Consider the following 17751-nt stretch of genomic DNA (forward strand, 5'->3'; position numbering starts at 1 on the left):
AACTATCGAATTAGCTTACAAGAAAATTACACTTTTGTAAGAATTGAAATTTAACAATTAATACTCATTTTTATTACCAACTCCTATAACTTAGTGTTATAATTGAGGTGAGAAAATGACTATACTTCGGATGTTCAGAAAGGAACGAAACCAATGTATAAACCAATTACATTTTTGTTGAAATATATATTTAAAACAGCTGGGAAAGTAGAAGTGCAAGGAAGAGAAAAGCTACCAGAAGGTGGCCCGTATGTTGTTGCGTGTACACATACAAGTTTTATGGATGTATTAATGTTAGCTACAGGGATGTACCCAACAGAGATTCATTACATGGCCAAAAAAGAATTATTTGAAGGGAAATTCAAAAATTGGTTCTTTAAAAATGTAAATGCATTCCCTGTAGATCGTGCAAATCCAGGACCGAGTACACTTAAAATTCCATCGCGTTTATTAAAAGAAGGAAAAGTGGTAGGGATTTTCCCAAGTGGAACGAGATCGACAGAAGATGTTTCGTTAAAAGCTGGTGCTGTGACAATTGCGATGCGTTCTAACGTTCCATTAATACCAGCAGCTTATGTTGGTCCATCAAGTGTAAAAGAATTAATAAAGGGGAAAAAGGCACAATTGATTTTTGGAGATCCGATTCAAATTGATGCTGAAGAACAAATAGATCGGAAAACAGCTATGAAAATGATGACCGACCAATTAAATGAGAAGTTTGAGGAGCTAAAGGAGGCTTTGGAATCAAATCAAAAGTAAGAAAAGACGACCGGGCATAGACGGTCGTCTTTTCTATTACTATTTATAATAAAGTGAAACTTTAATCAGTGGGGGGTCTTCATCCCCCGCTGATTATTAGCCCTCACCAATCGGACTTTTATGGGCAGTTGATCCCCTACCTAACTTCTTTGCTTTCGTTGAATTTTGAGGTGGGGGTCTTACTGCCCATTAAAGTGGGATAAAGGGGAAAGGGGACACAAAATTTATACAAGCGTAGTGGCGTAAATAAAAGCAGTAAGAAGAATCGAGCCACTAGCCAGTCCTAAAAAATCTAATTTGTTAAAAGTGATGTTATTCATAATATATTCTCCTTACTTGTTTAATGTAGAAGCAACAGCTTTTGCATCGATAAGAGCGGAAAATACCATGCTCATTGTATTTAAAAAATTGTTTGATTTCATTTTGTTCATCATATAAATCCGCTCCTTTTCGAATAATGGTTGCCCTGTTTCTGACTTAATTGTATGAAAAATAGCAGAGAGTAACTATCGAATTAGCTTACAGGGAAATTACACTTTTGTAAGGAAAATGAATGAAGGTGTAATGATGAGAAGGTTTGACATATGTTCATGGAATTTATTAATTTAAAAGTAGAGGTGAATGTATGGCTAATATTAAAGATATTGCAAAGATGGCGGGAGTTTCAGTTACGACTGTTTCGAGAGTATTGAATGATCATCCGTATGTAAGTGAAGAAAAAAGGAAAGCGGTTATAGAGATAGTTGAGAAGTTGAATTACTCACAAAACGCAAATGCTGTTCATTTATCAAAAGGAAAGACGAATATTGTTGGTGTAATTCTCCCTTACATTAATCACCCGAGCTTCGATGCAATGGTAGGGGGAATGATGGAGGGAGCGTTAACTCATAACTACAAGGTGCTACTTTGCCAAACAAACTATAATAAAAAAGAAGAAATGAAAAGTTTACATATGTTAAAAACGAAACAATTAGATGGCCTTATTATTTGTTCACGTGCAAATGATTGGGAAATGATAGAACCGTATGCTTCATACGGCACAATCATTGCTTGTGAAGACAATGATATTTCAAATATCTCAAGTGTATATACAAATCATTCGGCAGCTTTCCAGCTAGGAATGAATCATCTTATTGAAAAAGGTTATAAAAAAATTGGTTATTGCACGGGGAGAAAGCTAGGACCGAGTAGTCAAAAGCGTTTTGATGTGTATAAGCGTCAATTGCAATCTATAGATGAAGAAGTGAATGAAGAATGGATTTTCACAGAATGTTTTACGTTAGAAGATGGTGTGAGAGTGGCTCATAAATTAAAGGAGATGCAGCATCTTCCTGAAGCATTAATAGTAGCAGGAGATGAAGTTGCGATTGGGGTTATGACAGAAGCTGAAAAATTAGGTATTCAAGTTCCTGAAGACTTAGCGATTATTGGATTTGATAACCAACCTATTTCGCAAGTGTTACAACTTACAACTATTGATCAAAATTTAAAGGAAATAGGTAAAAAAGCCTTTGAAATGTTTTATCGGCAAACAAATGCTGAAAGTTCTAAACAAGAAAAGGTGGAAATTCCATATGAACTTGTGGAGCGATCTACAGTGTAGTTTTAATCCGTTATGTGTATAAGTGCATAACGGATTATTTTTTGAAATACCTTTGACAGGAAACGCGTTTCATACTTTATAAAGGGGTTAAACCGGTTTGTAATAATCCATGGATTCTTTTCAAAAATAGTATTTGGAGGGAAATGCATGAATGAACTTTTATTAAGTATAAAAAAGTTTTTAGGGAATGACGAAAATGTTTTAGCCTTTGTGGTGGGGGTTTTTGAGAAGGATCATTTCACGTTATGTTATCAACATGGGATTTTTGTTGCGACTACTAGACGTCTCCTGTTTTACGGAAAATTTCCATACTATCCTTCAACATTTAAAGAGTACTCATATTTGCATATAGATAGCATAGTTTTTCGCCCGTATTTCGAATTTATTTGTAATCATGAAACCATCCGAGCTAAGTATATTCAGAAGGGGAATGTGGAGCAATTTGTCCGTATAGTTAGAGCAAATGTGAATAATTAATCACCCCTCTGTTTAAACATAATATCCTGGTCTTTATGAGGTAAAATGCGGAATAAAAACAACTTCTAAACCTCTAGGAGATAGTGATACAATGTCAAATGGGGGGAGGGTATGAACTATGGTTAATCAACGTATAAAGGAAATAACACTAATTACAATTGGTTCATTATTATTCGCAATTGGTATTAATTACTTTGCAATTCCAAACCGTTTATCGGAAGGTGGAATTATTGGTTTAACGGTTGTTACGTACTACTTATTTGATTGGTCACCAGGGGTTGTGAACTTTGCTATAAATGCAATTTTACTAGCTGTTGGTTATAAATTTTTTGATAAGAAAACGATGGTTTATACAATTTTAGGGATTGTAGAAACATCTTTGTTTTTATATGTTACGGAACATATTGAGTATCATGTAAATAGTGATACTTTATTAGCGGCACTATTTGCTGGTGTATTTGTCGGTATCGGATTAGGCTGTATGTTCAAAGCTGGAGGTACATCAGGGGGATCGGCAATTTTAGCACGGTTAGCAAATCAATATTTAGGTTGGAGCGTCGGTAAAGGTGTACTTATTATTGATATCGTTGTAATTGCTGGTTCCGTATTTATAATAGGGCAAGAAAAAGCGATGTACACACTTGTTGCAGTATTCATCGGAGCGAAAGTAATTGATTTCATTGTAGAAGGAATGGACACAAAAACGGCTGTTACAATTATTTCAAATCAACCAGAGTTAATACGTGAGGCTATTACGAAAAACATGACACGCGGCGTTACTGTATTAGAAGGGCGCGGTGGATATACTGGTAAAAATAAAGAAGTTTTATATGTTGTTATTAATAAACAAGAGCTTGTTAAGTTAAAGCAAGTTATTAGTCGAGTAGATGACGATGCTTTCGTCGTTATCCATGATGTACGTGATGTACTTGGTGGGGGCTTTAAAGCGAGCTAAAAGGTGAACGAGTAAATTCGTTCACCTTTTTTTAATTCTTACAAAAATGTAAGTGTAATGTAATGAGATTCAATAGTAGATTGTATTCCTTCTTTTTAAAATGGATGTATATATATCCTGCAGAGGAGGAATGTTTATTATGAAGAAAAAAATGATCACTACTATAATAGCGATGATAGTCATAGTAATAATGTTACTACCTACGAAACTTGGACCGGTTATCGATAAATATAATCCATTTTATAAGACGAAAGAATACTATACGGTTGTGAATACAATTGGTCAGCATATTGGCGATGAGTGGTATGAATATGAATTTATTGCATTTGACGAACGTGGAAGAGAACAAAAAATAAAGAAGACTGTTAAGCATATGTTAAAGAGAGATGAAACATTAAAGGTGTACGCAAAAGGACGCTACGGCGAGTCGATTGAAGAAATTGAAGCTGTAAATATTCCTATTAATGCAAAGAGTAAACTTTTAGCGATGAGATAGCGGATTATACCCCCACCTATTTTTTGTCGAAAATAAAAATACTAGGTAGGGGTATTTTAGTGTATGTGAAAAAGCCTTGGTCCATATGGACCAAGGCTTTTTTTATTATATAAAGGGGAAGGGGGTACATTGTAGTAGCATGAGTGAAAGGTATAAGAAGAGTGGCTACTAACAATGCAATTTGGTTATGTGAGTGTTCTTCTTATTTGGCTTACTTTCTAAATTTATTATACGAAATATTGATAAGGGAAACTATCGAATTACATTACACCTAGCTTACAAACATGTAAGTCTTCTGTAATGTAATTCGATAGTTAAAAGCTATTGAATTTCATATAGTGTAATTAGAAAGTCTCACTATATTACTTTCTGTTTGTAATGTAATGAAGAATGAAAAACCAACTACTTTTTAATAGCCCTCATCTGTATGTAGATGGGGCCTTTTTTATAAACCTTACAACATTGTAAGGTTTACGTAAGTTAATTCGATAGTAAATTTGTCATATTTTTTGCATAATAGATACAAATAGATAAAAATAATTAGGGATATAGTAAGAAGGGAGAAGAATGGGATGCGTAAAGAAGAAGTAGTGAAGTTTCCAATTAAAGATTTCTGTAGCTACTTTACTGTTGCCGTAGTATGTATTGGATTATTTGATATCATAACAAACTTAATTGTTAAATAACATAGATGATAAAACAAGAAAGGAGATCCTTTCTTGTTTTTTTATGGGGGAATAAAGGTGAAGTGGATTGATAGTCATATACATGTTGACCAATATAAGGATGAAGAGAAAAGTAAATTACTTAAAGATGTGGAGCATAGTAAAGAGATAAATGGGCTTATTGCAGTATCTATGAATTATCAATCATGTAAAGAAACTTTATCTTTAGCAAAACTATATCCTTTTGTACATCCAGCAATAGGTTTTCATCCGGAGCAACCGATTCATAAAGAAGAATGTGAGCAAATTTATAAATTAATTGAAGAGCATGTAGATGATATAGTTGCGATTGGTGAAGTTGGCTTACCGTATTATTTAAGAAAAGAAGATGAGCGCATTGCTATCAATTCGTATATATCAGTGTTACAACGGTTTGTTGAACTAGCTAGTAAATATGATTTACCAATTATATTACATGCAGTGTATGAAGACGCTGATATTGTATGTGATTTACTGGAGAAATATAAAGTTTCACGTGCACACTTTCATTGGTTTAAAGGAAGTGAAACAACAATGAAACGGATGATGAGGAATGGTTATTACATTTCTATCACGCCAGATGTTTTACATAAGGAGAAGATTAGAAAAATTGTTTCGTATTATCCTCTTGAATATATGATGGTAGAAACAGATGGACCGTGGGAATTTCAAGAGGGTGTTATGACACATCCGAGAATGATTCGAGAGGTATTAAAGGAAATTAGTGTTATAAAAAACGTAGCTGTTGATAAGGTTGCAGAAACGATATATGAAAATACGATTCAATTTTATTTGAAAGGATAGAATTGTTATTTTAGCCCTTCTTATTATAGAGAAATAGAAGTTGAATTTATTTATGAACATAATCAATGGGTTATTAATAATATGCCACGTTTTGGTTTAAGTTAAAAAAACCACCAAGCATTTTGCTTGGTGGTTTTGTATTAGGATTCTAATTTTTTCGCACGTCTTAATAATAAGAGAAAGACAATGACGAGGAAACCGAGTATAAGGAAGAATCCATATTGTTTTATATAATCTATTATGTCACTTGCGCTTGTTGGTTTTTCAACGTGAATGCCGTCTTTATTAGTAGTGATATGAATATCTTTCATTTTCACTTCATTTGTTTCTTTTTGTAAATCAATCCATTCTATATTTGGAATACTTTCTAGATCCTTTAGTACTTCTTTTAATGGTTTTACACCTAAGTAAGGATGATAGAATGCACCAATAACTCCATCGGATAATTTGGCAACAGATACAGCATTTGCTTTCATTTTAGCAATAGCGTGTGGTTTATCTTCTTCGATAAATCCAACTGTTTCAGGCATTAATTTCATGCCATGTAAAAATGATGGTGTACTTCTGTATGCCGGAGAGTGCATAGATTTCCAAGTTGTGTCACTTAACTGTAGTTGTCCTACATAAGTTGAAAAGTATCTTGATAATATTTCATATCCTTTTTGAGACATCGTGTAATGAGGTGCTTCAAATGCGACCGGATACAGTTTGGCATCTACAAGTTCTTGAATGCCTTTTTCAATATGATCAGTCGTATATTTTTCTTCAAATTCTTCCCCTTTTTTTACGTATGTATTATATGCCTCTATATTAGGGAAATCATCTTTTGTTTTTGGTTTTTCATGCTTCGGTTGACGAATTGGTTGGTCTGTTTTTACGTCCCAAAATTCAAAACCTTCACCAGTTTCACTATCATAAAATTGGTGAGTATAACCATGCATAATAATTGCTGCACCATCATCTTGCATAGAGCGTAAAAGATCGACTAGTTCGGGTTTATCTTTTAAATGTAGTGTTTTACCTGTTTCTGGATCCGTATATACAGGAATAACAGTGATCATGTATGGCATCTTTTTCTCTTTTAATAATTCAGCAATTTCTTTTAATTGATTTATATCTGCGGCTGGATGAACGTCTTCAAGACGTAAATAAGCTTCCACTTTATTTTTCGTTGGCTTTTGTTCAAAGTAAGAAAATAGGCTTTCGCCAATATAATAAGATATCCAATCAAAGAGGTTAGAAGTTGCAACATAATAAGAATTATTTTGTTGTACAATTAATGGGTAAGTAGTATTTCCTTTTAAAGCATTGGCAAGAATTGTTCCATTTGTATCAAGGTTTTTAATGGATCGTTCGTCCTCTAATGTATTCTTTAGTTTACGTGTTGGATATTCAATTGTATCAGAGTTTATATCTTCATTTTTAAGTATAATAAATGAAAAACGTTTGGATAATTGTTCTATATTTTGACCTAAAACGAGTAGTGGTCCTGAGAAATTTTCTAGAAATTCTTTTGTTTCAGTGGGAAGTTCTTCTTGTTTTTCACCTATGTAAATAACATGTGTATATGAAGATTTATCAGTTATTTCAGCTAACTGTTTTATGTTTTTTATTGTTATGTTATTAGTAAAATGTCCTACTTGTGTATTAAGTATTTGGGTATCACTTGTAATTTGATCATCGCTCGAACTGTATAAAATAAGGACTTTTGGATTTTCGTTTTTTTGTGCGGAAATAGGGACAGGAATTAATAGTAGTAAACTAAATAAGAGTAGCAACCATTTTTTCATATTATTATTCTCCTAGTTTATATTTAGAATTCAGTTTACAATTATATACAAAAAATATGTTTCAGTCTATGAAAGTTACATTTTTTCACGTATTTACCAGCTGTTTTTTCACAAAATCGGTCTAAAGCATGATGATAATATGTATAGTTATTTGCTATGATAAAAGAGTAAGAGAATGATAGAATGTGGGTAATTGTAAAGGGAAGAAGGCTGAAAGGGGACAAATTTCAGCGGAGAAAGAGGTAGAGGTAGTGAAGAAATTCTTTGTAGGATTTTTAGTTGTTCTTGGGGTGTACTTATACTTCCAAGGAAAGTCTGAAGGAATGGGCAAATTAGTAAATGAGACAAGCTATGTTGACTCAGAAGAAGCAAAACAGATGAAACAAATTATTATAGAGGAAGCAAAGAAAGTCAATCTTCCAGAATGGATACCTCTTACAATTGCCGAACATGAAAGTCGATTAAATCCAAGAAGTGTTGGAGATAACGGAACTTCATTCGGATTGTTTCAATTGCATCGCGGTGGTGGACTTGCACCGGATCATTTAACGGATGACGAGCTGAAAGATCCACGTACAAATGCGCAAATTGCAATGCCGCATTTAATGAAAGGATATAAGCGCGGGGTGCAAAAAGGTTTGACGGATTTTGCATTATTAAAATATATAGCAAATACATCTGGATGGCCAGGGAATTTAGGGCCAGAGTGGACGGATAATAATATGAAGTATAACATCGGATTAGAAGATGTGTACTATCGAAATAAAGGTGTAATTAAAGAGTAGGTTTTTGATACCTACTCTATTTTTTTGTGGATAATCGCGTCGTTTTGTTTTGTGAAATACGCTGCTAGTTGTATTTTTACGTCTTCTAGTTTGGTGGAAACTTGCGGTATTTTATATCCTACATATAACGGTGAAACGACAAATCTAGGAACAACTTTACAAATGATTTTTCCGTTTAAGTAATAGAAGAATAAGTTATAACTACTACATCCTTTATGGAAATCTGTCAGTATGTAACGTACAGTTTGCTGAATATAAGTTGCTAGTTCATCTATGCATCCAATATCTTCGATAATGATATTAAATTCAGTAAAACCGATAATAGGACGATCTGAGATATTGAGTTCAATGTGTTCGTTCTTTTGAACAATTACGCCTTGGAAGTTGTCGTGTTCTACGTTATCGAGGTAGTTTACATATTTCATTCCAATAATCTGCATGTGTGCATGATGCAAACTTCCACCTGAGAATGGACCATGATTTTTGTATAAAATTACAGATGTGAATTCTTCATTCTTCTGTAAATCTAACCAATGTTTAATGGAGAAACGAATTAGCGATTTCATATGTTCTTCTGTATATGTCGCAATATGGTCTTCACAATTATCTGTTTCGATTAGCACCGTTTGAAATGTATCTTTTAATGTAGGAAATTTGTTTTTTAGCCAAATAATTGAGCCCTCAATTGCTAAAATATCCGTTAAACTTTCTCTGTCACAAAAAGGACATGCAGCGCTTCTATTCCGGATGCTTTCTGGTTTTTGTTTGCCAATATCGTTTAAAAAGTATAGTTGTTGTGTATCCATTTGTATATATGCCCCTTTAAAATATGTGTAAAAATCCCGCTTAATACATTCGGGATAAGGAGAAGAAAATCCTTTAAAGGGAATATAAAAAATAAAAGACAAGATATCCTCATTAAGATAGGGTACCTTGTCTTTTATTTTTTCTTTAATAATGTGTATGGATAATATAGATTGTTTTTATTATACTTCTTTTCTCTATTTTTTATTGTGTATAAGGCAATTGCTGTACTTGCGATTACAAAAATGGCTTTCTTCATATTCACATACCCCTTTTTATTGTTGGTTTAATTCTTGGCTAACTGCTTTTGCATCAACTAGAGCGTGTAAAATCATTTTTACCATGTTCATCATATTCTTTCACTCCTTTTTATAGTTCATTTAGTTCTTTTACAACTGCTTGTCCGTTCACTAATACCTCAAAGATTGCTTTTACGATTTCTTTCATCATGATTGTTTCCTCCTTTTGTTGTCTCTCTTGTTTACATCTTTATTGTATAGGGAGGCATCTTTTCGTACTATCGCTTTCCATTACGTGAACATAACAGTTTTGTAAGATTTGATGTCACTTATTGAAATGTTTAGTCTATCTTCATTATTTTCAGAAAAATGACTATTCAAACATGAAATGGGAAAGTATAATAAAGAAGTAAGTATTAAATTCCGTACGAAAGAGGTGAATGAGATGAAACGTTCTTTAGCTGCACGTGCCAAATTTTTAGATTTTATCTATTTTTGTCGTGCGATTTTTCATGATGTAGTTGTTAACGGGATACGTCTGTCCTTTTTTAACAATTGCATAGTAGCTATAGAACGATAGAAATCTCTTCACCCATTTTTAATAAACGTGTGAAAAGGGAGCTATTTAGCTTCCTTTTTCTATGCCGAAAACCATGGGGAATGTTTCTTTCCTATGGTTTTTTATATTGAAAGGAGTACGGAAAATGACAATTTGTAGTGTAAATAATGTAACGAAATCTTTTGGTGGAAACATCATATTTGAAAATATATCGCTTGAAATAAAGAATGGTGAACGTGTTGGATTAGTTGGTCGTAACGGTAGTGGGAAGACAACAATCTTTCAGCTTTTAACTGGAATGGAAAGTTTGGATGCAGGGGCCATTCATATGAAGAAAGGTACACGTATTGGTCATGTGGCACAAATTCCGAAATTTGATGAGAGTATGACTGTATATGAAGTATTGAGTTCCGCTTTTAAAATAGAAAAGGAATTAGAAAGAGAAATGCGTACTTTAGAAAAACATATGGCGGAAGAACAGGAATCTTCTGTTTTACAAAAATTAATGGAAAGATACGGAATCATCCAAGAAAAGTTTGCGTTTCTTGGTGGTTATGAAATCGAAGCGAACATTATGAAGGTAGCAAATGGTTTACAGGTGACAGAACTATTCCCACGATCATTTGTGGAGATAAGTGGTGGGGAGCAAACAAAAGTAAGCCTTGCATACATGCTGTTGCAGAAACCAGATTTACTTTTATTAGATGAACCAACCAATCATTTAGATTTATTTGCAGTCGAATGGTTAGAGCAATTTTTGAAAGAATACAATGGAACGGTTGTGGTTATTTCACATGATCGTTATTTCCTTGATGAAGTTGTAACGAAGATTTTTGATTTAGAAGATGGAGAGATTCACGTGTATCATACAAACTATTCTGGGTTTGTTGAAGAGAAGGAAGAAAGGTTACTTCAGGAGTTTCAGGCTTATCAAGAACAGCAAAAGAAAATAAAGAAAATGAAAGAAGCAATTAAGCGATTACGTGAATGGGCAAATCAGGCGAATCCTCCGAATGAAGGATTGCATAAGAGAGCAAGAAGTATGGAACGTGCACTGGAACGTATGGAGAAACTAAAAAAACCTATTTTAGAACGAAAACAAATGGGACTTCAGTTTGAAGGGCAAGAGAGAAGTGGGAAAGATGTTGTTGTAATGAAAGAAGTGAGTAAAGGATTTGCTGAACATCTTTTATTTAACGAAGCAAATTTACATGTTCGTTTTCAAGAGCGTGCGGCTATCGTTGGTCGTAATGGTACAGGAAAGACAACGCTATTAAAGTTATTATTAGAAGAAATAGAACCAGACGCTGGAGAAATTCGAATTGGAAGTAGTGTGAAAATCGGTTATTTATCCCAGCATGCGTACGGAAATATGAAGAGTAATGTATTGGAGGCTTTCAGGGAATGTGTAGCTGTAACAGAGGGAGAAGCGAGACATATATTAGCTAAATTTTTATTTTATGGTCCAGCGGTGTTTAAGAAAGTAACGCAACTGAGCGGTGGAGAAAAAATGAGGTTAAGACTTGCACAACTTATGTATCAAGATATCAATTTTTTAATTTTAGATGAGCCGACAAATCATCTCGACATTGAATCAAGGGAAGTTTTAGAGGAAGCTCTTGAACAATATAATGGGACGATTTTAGCTGTTTCACATGATCGTTATTTTTTAAATAAGTTATTTGAAAAGACGTATTGGATTGATGAGTGTAAATTATTTGAGTTTGCAGGGAACTATGCATGGGCGCGTCAAAAGTGGGAGGAAAAGCTCGAGACACAAGTAATAAAGCAGCAACGCCAAGGAAGAAAAAGTGTTGAAACAGTCTCTGTAAAAAAGAAAGAAGTTAGGAATATTGAGGAGATTGAAACCGAATTAATGCATGTTGAAGAAGATATATATACGCTTGAGTGTAAGATGGAACATGTAGTTGATGTTGAAATGCTTGAACAGTTGTATGAAGAAAAAACGAAGAAAGAGTTGTTACGAGCGGATTTATATAATGCTTTAGAGAATATCATGGAGTAAAGAGATTAGAATGAAAGAGCAAGTTGTTTTCTCATGTTTTGAGGGGGGCTTGCTTTTTTTTGTGTGTAAGGAAAGAGAAGTAATTGGTATAATTTTCTTGTTATTATAATGAAGAGATGCACTTTAGGTTATTAAAATGTGAGGAGAATTTTATGTTAGGATACGCGCGAATTATTACAATCGTCATGATTTGTTTTGTTTATGCAAACCATGTTTCACGTGAAACAGCATATTTGCAATTTTTTGTAGGTACAGCACTTTTTATTTATATTGTGAATCATATTTTGCTAGTAAAAGTGAATGGAGGTAAAAAACTTGGTTTTTATACACTATTAGCAAATGGGATAGTCACAGCTTTATTAGGTTTTTTATTTCCCGAGACATGTTTATATTTAATTATATTTGGAATTGATGCAGTAGGGCTATTTATTCATGAGTTTCGTAGAAGCATGACGTACTTTTTTATTACTTTTTTCTTTCTTTGTTGGTTTATAAATATATTACATGCGTATCAACATACAGGTAGTTTAGAATTGGAGAGTAATTCCATTAATTTTATGTTCATCGTTTTTAGTGCTTTAGCTGGAAGCTTAATAAAAAAACTTACAGCTGCTCGGAAAATGGTAGATGAACAATATGAGGAATTGACATTGTCTCATACAGCTCTAAAAGAAGCGCATGAACAATTACGTCTATATGCCAAAGAGGTAGAAGAATTGACAGCCGTTCGAGAGCGAAATGATATTGCCCGAGAAATTCATGATACTGTCGGTCATAATATGACAGCCTTACTTGTCCAATTACAACTGGCAGAGGCTTTGTGGAAACAAAAGTCGGACGCTACGGAAGAGGTTTTACATACATGTCATGGGCTAGCCAGGAAATCACTTCAAGAGGTGAGAGCGTCTGTACATGCCTTAAAAGAAGAAGGTAAACTAGGGAACATAATAGAGAATATGCGTGAAATGTTACATGGATATTCTAAAGCGACGAAAGTACAAGTATCGTTTCAATTACAAGGAGATCCGGTTGTGATTCCGCTGTCACTACAACCTACACTGCTCCGGGTTATGCAAGAGTCTTTAACAAATGCAAAGCGGCATGGCAAGGCGAGCTTATGTGAAGTGAGTTTAACTTGTTCGGCGAAACAAGTTAAACTATGTATTTTGGATAATGGCGTGGGAGTTAACGAGGTAAGCCCAGGTTTTGGTTTACTTAATATGAGAGAACGAGTAGAGGAACATGGTGGAACTATTCAATTTGAGAGTGAGATAGAAAAAGGCTTTCGGTTACAGATTGAATTTCCACTTCAGGAGAAAACGTGGTTAATAGGGGGGACTGTATGATTCGGATTATGATTGTTGATGATCAATCACTCATTCGTGATGGCTTAGCGATGTTATTAAATTTACGTCAGGAACTTGAAGTAGTGGGAACTGCTACAGATGGAGACGAAGTGATACAAAAGGTGAAAGAGTTACATCCTGAAATTATTTTGATGGATATTCGGATGCCCCGTATGAATGGTGTTGAAGGAACACGTTTAGTTAGAGAACAGTTCCCTCATATAAAGGTACTTATGTTGACGACTTTTAGTGATAGTAAGCTTATCTTTGAAGCATTGGAGCAAGGAGCAAGTGGTTATTTATTGAAGGACATGGAGACAGATGCAATCGCTCAAGCAATTTTAACGGTGCATAGTGGAGGGGCTGTGCTTCCTCAGGATATAACAGCGCAAATTATAAAAGAATTAAAAAAGACAAAAGTAGCAGTAGAGTGCACCACACCAGAACAATTAGCACAATTAACTGAGCGAGAAGTAGATGTTTTAAGGGAAATTGGACTTGGGTTAAATAATAAAGAGATTGCGGAAAAGTTATTTATTACAGAGGGAACTGTTAAGAATCATGTTTCTAATTTAATTAGTAAGTTAGAACTGAGAGATCGAACGCAAGCAGCCATATACGCAGTAAGGTATGGCATCACGATGTACACATGACTTTTGGCATATATAAGTGTGAAAAAGCAGCAGAATTTGCTGCTTTTTTATTTTGTATTTCTATCTCAAGGATGATGGAGAGAAGAAGAAATTTTTCTACAATGAAAGTGTAGATGAATGCAAAGGGGCTGAATCAGTATGTTAGTCATAGATCATATTACGAAATCATTTGGTAAGAAGGAAATTATAAAGAATGTTTCTTTTGAGGTGAAGAAAGGGGAAACATTTGGATTACTTGGTCCAAATGGTGCGGGAAAATCAACGACGATATCAATGATTTGCGGGTTAATTTCATACGACAGTGGTGATATAAAAGTTGGTGGGAAATCAGTAAAAGAATATCCATTAGAGGCGAAAAAGAAAATTGGTATTGTTCCACAAGACATTGCGCTCTATCCAACACTTTCAGCGAAGGAAAATTTGGTTTTTTGGGGAAAAATGTACGGTTTAAATGGGAAAATTGCAAAAGAACGAGCGGAGGAAGTATTAGCTTACGTCGGTTTACAGGACCGTGGAAAAGATAAAATTGAAACATTTTCAGGTGGAATGAAAAGGCGTATTAATATTGGTGCAGCACTTATGCATGAGCCAGAGTTGTTAATTATGGATGAACCGACAGTTGGGATTGATCCGCAATCGAGAAACCATATTTTAGAGACTGTTAAAAAGTTAAATGAAAAAGGGATGACAGTTATTTATACGAGTCATTACATGGAAGAAGTAGAGTATTTATGTGAAAGAATTGCAATTGTTGATCATGGAAAGGTAATTGCATTAGGAACGAAAAGGGAACTATGTAATCGCCTGGCGGATGGGTTTATAGTGAGATTGCAATTAAATCGTTATAGTACGGAACTGCTACAAAAGTTGAAAGCACTCTCTGTTGTTGAACGAATTATTTTTGATGAAGATAATAGTACGATTGATATTGGGCTAAATGGTGGTGAGTCCATTGGTACAGTTGTGTCAGTAGTTGTGGAGAACAACGCTCAAATTTTAAAGCTTGAAGTGCAAGAACCGAATTTAGAGGCACTCTTTTTACAATTAACAGGACGTTCACTTCGTGATTAAGGAGGTTAGTGCGAGATGAAAAGTTTTATTATTGCATGGAAAGATTTAAAAATACGTTTAATTGATCGGCGCGGATTTATGATGATGTTAATTATGCCGCTTTTATTAACAGCGATTTTAGGTTCAGCGTTAAGTAATATATTTGATAATGGTGGACTACCCAAAACAGTGATTGGCTATTATCAAGTAGGAAATGATGAGTTTGCAGATGTCTTTCAAAAAGACGTATTGCAATCTAAAGAATTAAAAGATGATGTGAAAGTAAAGATAGTTAATTCTCAGGAAGAGCTTGAAGATATGTTAAAGGAAAAGAAAATCGATGTGGGAATCGTCATCCCGAATAAATGGAGCGAACAAGTACAAGATGGAAAATTAAAAGAACCAAAGGTGTTTATAGACCCATCAAAAGATATACAAGCGAAAATCGCTGAATCAATGGTCCGCTCTTTTTCAGAGCGTGTTCAAACAGTTGCGGTATCTACTAAAAGTGTTGTGACGGAATTAGCAAATTCTCAGCATAGTAATGTGGAACAAGTTGCAAAAGAAGTAAGTGGAGATTTACAAACAGTAGCAACTTCGGGTGCAGATAACATTGAAAAAGGAACGATAGGTAAAAAAACAGTTGCAGCGATGCAATATTATGCCGCAGCGATGTTAGTCATGTTTTTACTATATAACATAACAGTAGGTGCAAAGTCAGTTGTAACAGAGCAACGAACTGAGACGTTGGCGCGTTTGTTCAGTACACCGACGAGTTCATTTTCAATTTTATTCGGGAAGTTTTTAGGTACATTATTATTTGCTTGTATACAATTTGGGATATTTATAGTTGCTACACACTTTATGTTTCATGTGGAATGGGGCGGAGACTTATCTCAAATAGTAGCGGTGGGAATGTCTTATGCAATTTGTGTTTCGGGTTTATCTATGTTAATTGCCGCTTTTATTCGTGAGGAAAAAACGGCAGATGTAATGGGAGGAATCGGTATTCAAATACTCGCTATATTAGGAGGATCGATGTTACCAATTTACGTATTCCCTGATACACTTCAAACCATTGCGAATGTTGCTCCGAATAAATGGGCACTTACAAGCTTTTTAAATATTATGTCGGGAACATCTTGGGATGTGTTACTCCCTGTTATTTTTAGTTTATGTGGTGCAGGAATTGTCTCCGTTATGATAGGGACATTACGTTTACGTACGAGATAGGAGGGAGAAATGATGAAGAAGGTTTGGGCACTTTGTTGGCTAGAGTTAAAACAAATTTTAATAAAACCACAAAGTTATATACTTATGTTTGGAATGCCTATTATTTTTACACTCATTTTCGGCGGACTTTTAGGTGGAAGTGGGAATAAGAAAGTAAATGTTAGCTTAGTAGATGAAGATGGTTCTGTATTATCTAGCAAGTATTACGAGGACATACAGAAAAGTGACTTAATTTCTATAGAGAAGGTAACGTATAAGGAAGGCAAACAGAAGATTGAAAACAAAAAATCATCCGGCATAGTTCTTATTCCGAAAGACTTTCAAAAGAATATGTTAGATGGAAGGGTAGAAAATATTCAGTTTCAAGCTAGTGCTGATTTTACTGGTGGAACTTCTGTAGAGCAAGTATTGGCAAGTGCATTAAAAAAAATGGAGATAGAAGTTAGTGCAGCGAGAGATTTTGAGAAGAAAAGTAACGCTTCGTGGGAACCTATGTATAAAGAAATCTATACAAAAGTAGAACCTGCTTCGATTCAAAAAGAATCAATTTCACATGATGATCAAAAGTTAAATAACGTTACAGGGCGAGCAGCGGGATTTTCAATTCTATTCGTTATGATTGTTATGTTAAGTGCGACGGGGACTATTTTGAAAGCTAGACAACTTGGTGTTTGGTCTCGTTTATTAGAAGCACCAGTTTCAAAAGTTCAAATACTAACGGGATATATCCTTTCATTCTTCTTAATAGGATGGATTCAATTTGGTGTTCTAATGATATTAACGAATTCCTTATTTAATGTGCAGTGGGGAAATTTGTTAGGGGTTATTATACTCGTTTCCGTATTATTATTAGCTGTCATTGGTCTAGCCTTATTATTAGCAAGTATCGTGAAAACAACAGAACAACAGTCTGCATTAGGTAATATCGTTGTGATTTCAACATGCATGATTGGTGGCCTGTATTGGCCAATTGAAATTGAACCAGCATGGATGCAGACAGCAGCAAATTTTGTTCCGCAAACTTGGGCGATGCGTGGCTTTACGGAGTTAATTGTAAGGGGAGGTACATTGGCTGATATAGGAGGATATATTGGTATACTCATTTTATTTGCAGGAGTCTTTTTCATAATTAGTTTAACAAGAATACGTTACGACTGAAAAAAACAGAGTTACAGCTTTACACGCTGAACTCTGTTTTCTTTTTGTGTGGTATCTTCCTTTGTTGAAATGATAATAGCGATCCCGAGCATAATAAAAAAAGCTAAAAAGAGGACGAACTTTGGGAAGAACGGGAATAGTAATAGCGCCCCAACTATCATAATTGTTAATAATACGTAGTGAAGGACGTATTGGAATAGGTTGTCCATGTTTTCGCCCCCTTTTTGGTAATTGGTTATTAGTATTCTATGTTTCATACGGAACGAATAGAAGTGAATTTTTAATTTTTTAATACGAAATAAAAAAGAAC

At 34.5% G+C, this 17751-nt stretch carries 19 protein-coding genes; 14 read left to right on the forward strand and 5 right to left on the reverse strand.

Annotated elements, in window-relative coordinates:
• The first annotated feature begins 153 nt into the window (after positions 1-153).
• Positions 154-759, forward strand: coding sequence for a lysophospholipid acyltransferase family protein (locus ACTFR9_RS25865; protein ID WP_000277774.1), 606 nt, complete (start codon positions 154-156; stop codon positions 757-759).
• A gap of 224 nt (positions 760-983) precedes the next feature.
• Here the strand turns inward: ACTFR9_RS25865 and ACTFR9_RS25870 are convergent, their stop codons facing one another.
• Positions 984-1079 carry a DUF3948 family protein gene (locus tag ACTFR9_RS25870; protein WP_001060001.1) on the reverse strand — a complete coding sequence of 32 codons (96 nt, stop codon included), beginning with the start codon at positions 1077-1079 and terminating at the stop codon, positions 984-986.
• Between the two features lie 305 nt (positions 1080-1384).
• Between ACTFR9_RS25870 and ACTFR9_RS25875 the strand changes: the two genes are divergently transcribed.
• From ACTFR9_RS25875 to ACTFR9_RS25895, 5 genes are all read left to right on the forward strand, one after another.
• Complete coding sequence (locus tag ACTFR9_RS25875) at positions 1385-2362, forward strand: LacI family DNA-binding transcriptional regulator (RefSeq protein ID WP_001273908.1); 978 nt, start codon at positions 1385-1387, stop codon at positions 2360-2362.
• A gap of 147 nt (positions 2363-2509) precedes the next feature.
• Positions 2510-2839: a PH domain-containing protein gene (locus ACTFR9_RS25880; protein ID WP_001004212.1), complete on the forward strand. Its 330-nt coding sequence runs from the start codon at positions 2510-2512 to the stop codon at positions 2837-2839.
• A gap of 118 nt (positions 2840-2957) precedes the next feature.
• Complete coding sequence (locus ACTFR9_RS25885; protein ID WP_000248051.1) at positions 2958-3794, forward strand: YitT family protein; 837 nt, start codon at positions 2958-2960, stop codon at positions 3792-3794.
• A gap of 139 nt (positions 3795-3933) precedes the next feature.
• Positions 3934-4290 (forward strand): YxeA family protein, encoded by a 357-nt coding sequence (locus ACTFR9_RS25890; RefSeq protein ID WP_000728419.1) that lies wholly within the window; start codon positions 3934-3936, stop codon positions 4288-4290.
• A 743-nt stretch (positions 4291-5033) separates the two neighbouring features.
• Complete coding sequence (locus tag ACTFR9_RS25895) at positions 5034-5798, forward strand: TatD family hydrolase (protein WP_033672009.1); 765 nt, start codon at positions 5034-5036, stop codon at positions 5796-5798.
• Positions 5799-5938: 140 nt separating this feature from the next.
• Here ACTFR9_RS25895 and ACTFR9_RS25900 read toward each other — a convergent pair whose 3' ends face one another.
• Positions 5939-7588 carry a DUF2334 domain-containing protein gene (locus ACTFR9_RS25900; RefSeq protein ID WP_000759019.1) on the reverse strand — a complete coding sequence of 550 codons (1650 nt, stop codon included), beginning with the start codon at positions 7586-7588 and terminating at the stop codon, positions 5939-5941.
• Positions 7589-7839: 251 nt separating this feature from the next.
• Here ACTFR9_RS25900 and ACTFR9_RS25905 point away from each other — a divergent pair, with 251 nt between their 5' ends.
• On the forward strand, positions 7840-8373 hold the full coding sequence (locus ACTFR9_RS25905; RefSeq protein WP_000713259.1) for a transglycosylase SLT domain-containing protein: 534 nt from the start codon (positions 7840-7842) through the stop codon (positions 8371-8373).
• An 11-nt stretch (positions 8374-8384) separates the two neighbouring features.
• On the opposite strand, the gene ACTFR9_RS25910 is transcribed toward ACTFR9_RS25905, so the two are convergent.
• On the reverse strand, positions 8385-9179 hold the full coding sequence (locus tag ACTFR9_RS25910) for a DUF4931 domain-containing protein (RefSeq protein WP_000381055.1): 795 nt from the start codon (positions 9177-9179) through the stop codon (positions 8385-8387).
• Positions 9180-9313: 134 nt separating this feature from the next.
• Complete coding sequence (locus ACTFR9_RS25915; protein WP_025991723.1) at positions 9314-9442, reverse strand: hypothetical protein; 129 nt, start codon at positions 9440-9442, stop codon at positions 9314-9316.
• 419 nt (positions 9443-9861) lie between these two features.
• Between ACTFR9_RS25915 and ACTFR9_RS25920 the strand changes: the two genes are divergently transcribed.
• From ACTFR9_RS25920 to ACTFR9_RS25950, 7 genes are all read left to right on the forward strand, one after another.
• Complete coding sequence (locus tag ACTFR9_RS25920) at positions 9862-9996, forward strand: RAxF-45 family protein (RefSeq protein ID WP_000830642.1); 135 nt, start codon at positions 9862-9864, stop codon at positions 9994-9996.
• 124 nt (positions 9997-10120) lie between these two features.
• Positions 10121-12001 (forward strand): ribosomal protection-like ABC-F family protein, encoded by a 1881-nt coding sequence (gene abc-f / locus ACTFR9_RS25925; protein WP_229136829.1) that lies wholly within the window; start codon positions 10121-10123, stop codon positions 11999-12001.
• 152 nt (positions 12002-12153) lie between these two features.
• A complete protein-coding gene (locus ACTFR9_RS25930; RefSeq protein WP_061130865.1) occupies positions 12154-13347 on the forward strand; it encodes a sensor histidine kinase in 1194 nt (397 codons plus the stop codon).
• Entirely contained in the window at positions 13344-14000 is a 657-nt protein-coding gene (locus tag ACTFR9_RS25935; protein WP_061185324.1) for a response regulator, read from the forward strand. Before ACTFR9_RS25930 ends, ACTFR9_RS25935 begins: the two co-directional genes overlap by 4 nt.
• A gap of 138 nt (positions 14001-14138) precedes the next feature.
• A complete protein-coding gene (locus ACTFR9_RS25940; protein WP_000960160.1) occupies positions 14139-15071 on the forward strand; it encodes an ABC transporter ATP-binding protein in 933 nt (310 codons plus the stop codon).
• Positions 15072-15086: 15 nt separating this feature from the next.
• Positions 15087-16283, forward strand: a complete 1197-nt coding sequence (locus ACTFR9_RS25945) for an ABC transporter permease (RefSeq protein ID WP_000834534.1) — start codon at positions 15087-15089, stop codon at positions 16281-16283.
• Positions 16284-16295: 12 nt separating this feature from the next.
• Positions 16296-17441, forward strand: a complete 1146-nt coding sequence (locus ACTFR9_RS25950) for an ABC transporter permease (RefSeq protein ID WP_061185326.1) — start codon at positions 16296-16298, stop codon at positions 17439-17441.
• 11 nt (positions 17442-17452) lie between these two features.
• Here the strand turns inward: ACTFR9_RS25950 and ACTFR9_RS25955 are convergent, their stop codons facing one another.
• A complete protein-coding gene (locus tag ACTFR9_RS25955) occupies positions 17453-17650 on the reverse strand; it encodes a hypothetical protein (RefSeq protein ID WP_000369249.1) in 198 nt (65 codons plus the stop codon).
• Positions 17651-17751: the final 101 nt, after the last annotated feature.

This window comes from Bacillus cereus group sp. MYBK222-1 (assembly GCF_051916425.1).
In the GTDB taxonomy this organism is placed as follows: Bacteria; Bacillota; Bacilli; order Bacillales; family Bacillaceae_G; genus Bacillus_A; species Bacillus_A paranthracis.

Coding starts and splice junctions, on each gene's coding strand:
- ACTFR9_RS25865 (WP_000277774.1), top strand. CDS start 154: ATGTATAAACCAATTACATTTTTGTTGAAATATATATTTAAAACAGCT.
- ACTFR9_RS25870 (WP_001060001.1), bottom strand. CDS start 1,079: ATGAATAACATCACTTTTAACAAATTAGATTTTTTAGGACTGGCTAGT.
- ACTFR9_RS25875 (WP_001273908.1), top strand. CDS start 1,385: ATGGCTAATATTAAAGATATTGCAAAGATGGCGGGAGTTTCAGTTACG.
- ACTFR9_RS25880 (WP_001004212.1), top strand. CDS start 2,510: ATGAATGAACTTTTATTAAGTATAAAAAAGTTTTTAGGGAATGACGAA.
- ACTFR9_RS25885 (WP_000248051.1), top strand. CDS start 2,958: ATGGTTAATCAACGTATAAAGGAAATAACACTAATTACAATTGGTTCA.
- ACTFR9_RS25890 (WP_000728419.1), top strand. CDS start 3,934: ATGAAGAAAAAAATGATCACTACTATAATAGCGATGATAGTCATAGTA.
- ACTFR9_RS25900 (WP_000759019.1), bottom strand. CDS start 7,588: ATGAAAAAATGGTTGCTACTCTTATTTAGTTTACTACTATTAATTCCT.
- ACTFR9_RS25910 (WP_000381055.1), bottom strand. CDS start 9,179: ATGGATACACAACAACTATACTTTTTAAACGATATTGGCAAACAAAAA.
- ACTFR9_RS25920 (WP_000830642.1), top strand. CDS start 9,862: ATGAAACGTTCTTTAGCTGCACGTGCCAAATTTTTAGATTTTATCTAT.
- abc-f (WP_229136829.1), top strand. CDS start 10,121: ATGACAATTTGTAGTGTAAATAATGTAACGAAATCTTTTGGTGGAAAC.
- ACTFR9_RS25930 (WP_061130865.1), top strand. CDS start 12,154: ATGTTAGGATACGCGCGAATTATTACAATCGTCATGATTTGTTTTGTT.
- ACTFR9_RS25935 (WP_061185324.1), top strand. CDS start 13,344: ATGATTCGGATTATGATTGTTGATGATCAATCACTCATTCGTGATGGC.
- ACTFR9_RS25940 (WP_000960160.1), top strand. CDS start 14,139: ATGTTAGTCATAGATCATATTACGAAATCATTTGGTAAGAAGGAAATT.
- ACTFR9_RS25945 (WP_000834534.1), top strand. CDS start 15,087: ATGAAAAGTTTTATTATTGCATGGAAAGATTTAAAAATACGTTTAATT.
- ACTFR9_RS25950 (WP_061185326.1), top strand. CDS start 16,296: ATGAAGAAGGTTTGGGCACTTTGTTGGCTAGAGTTAAAACAAATTTTA.
- ACTFR9_RS25955 (WP_000369249.1), bottom strand. CDS start 17,650: ATGGACAACCTATTCCAATACGTCCTTCACTACGTATTATTAACAATT.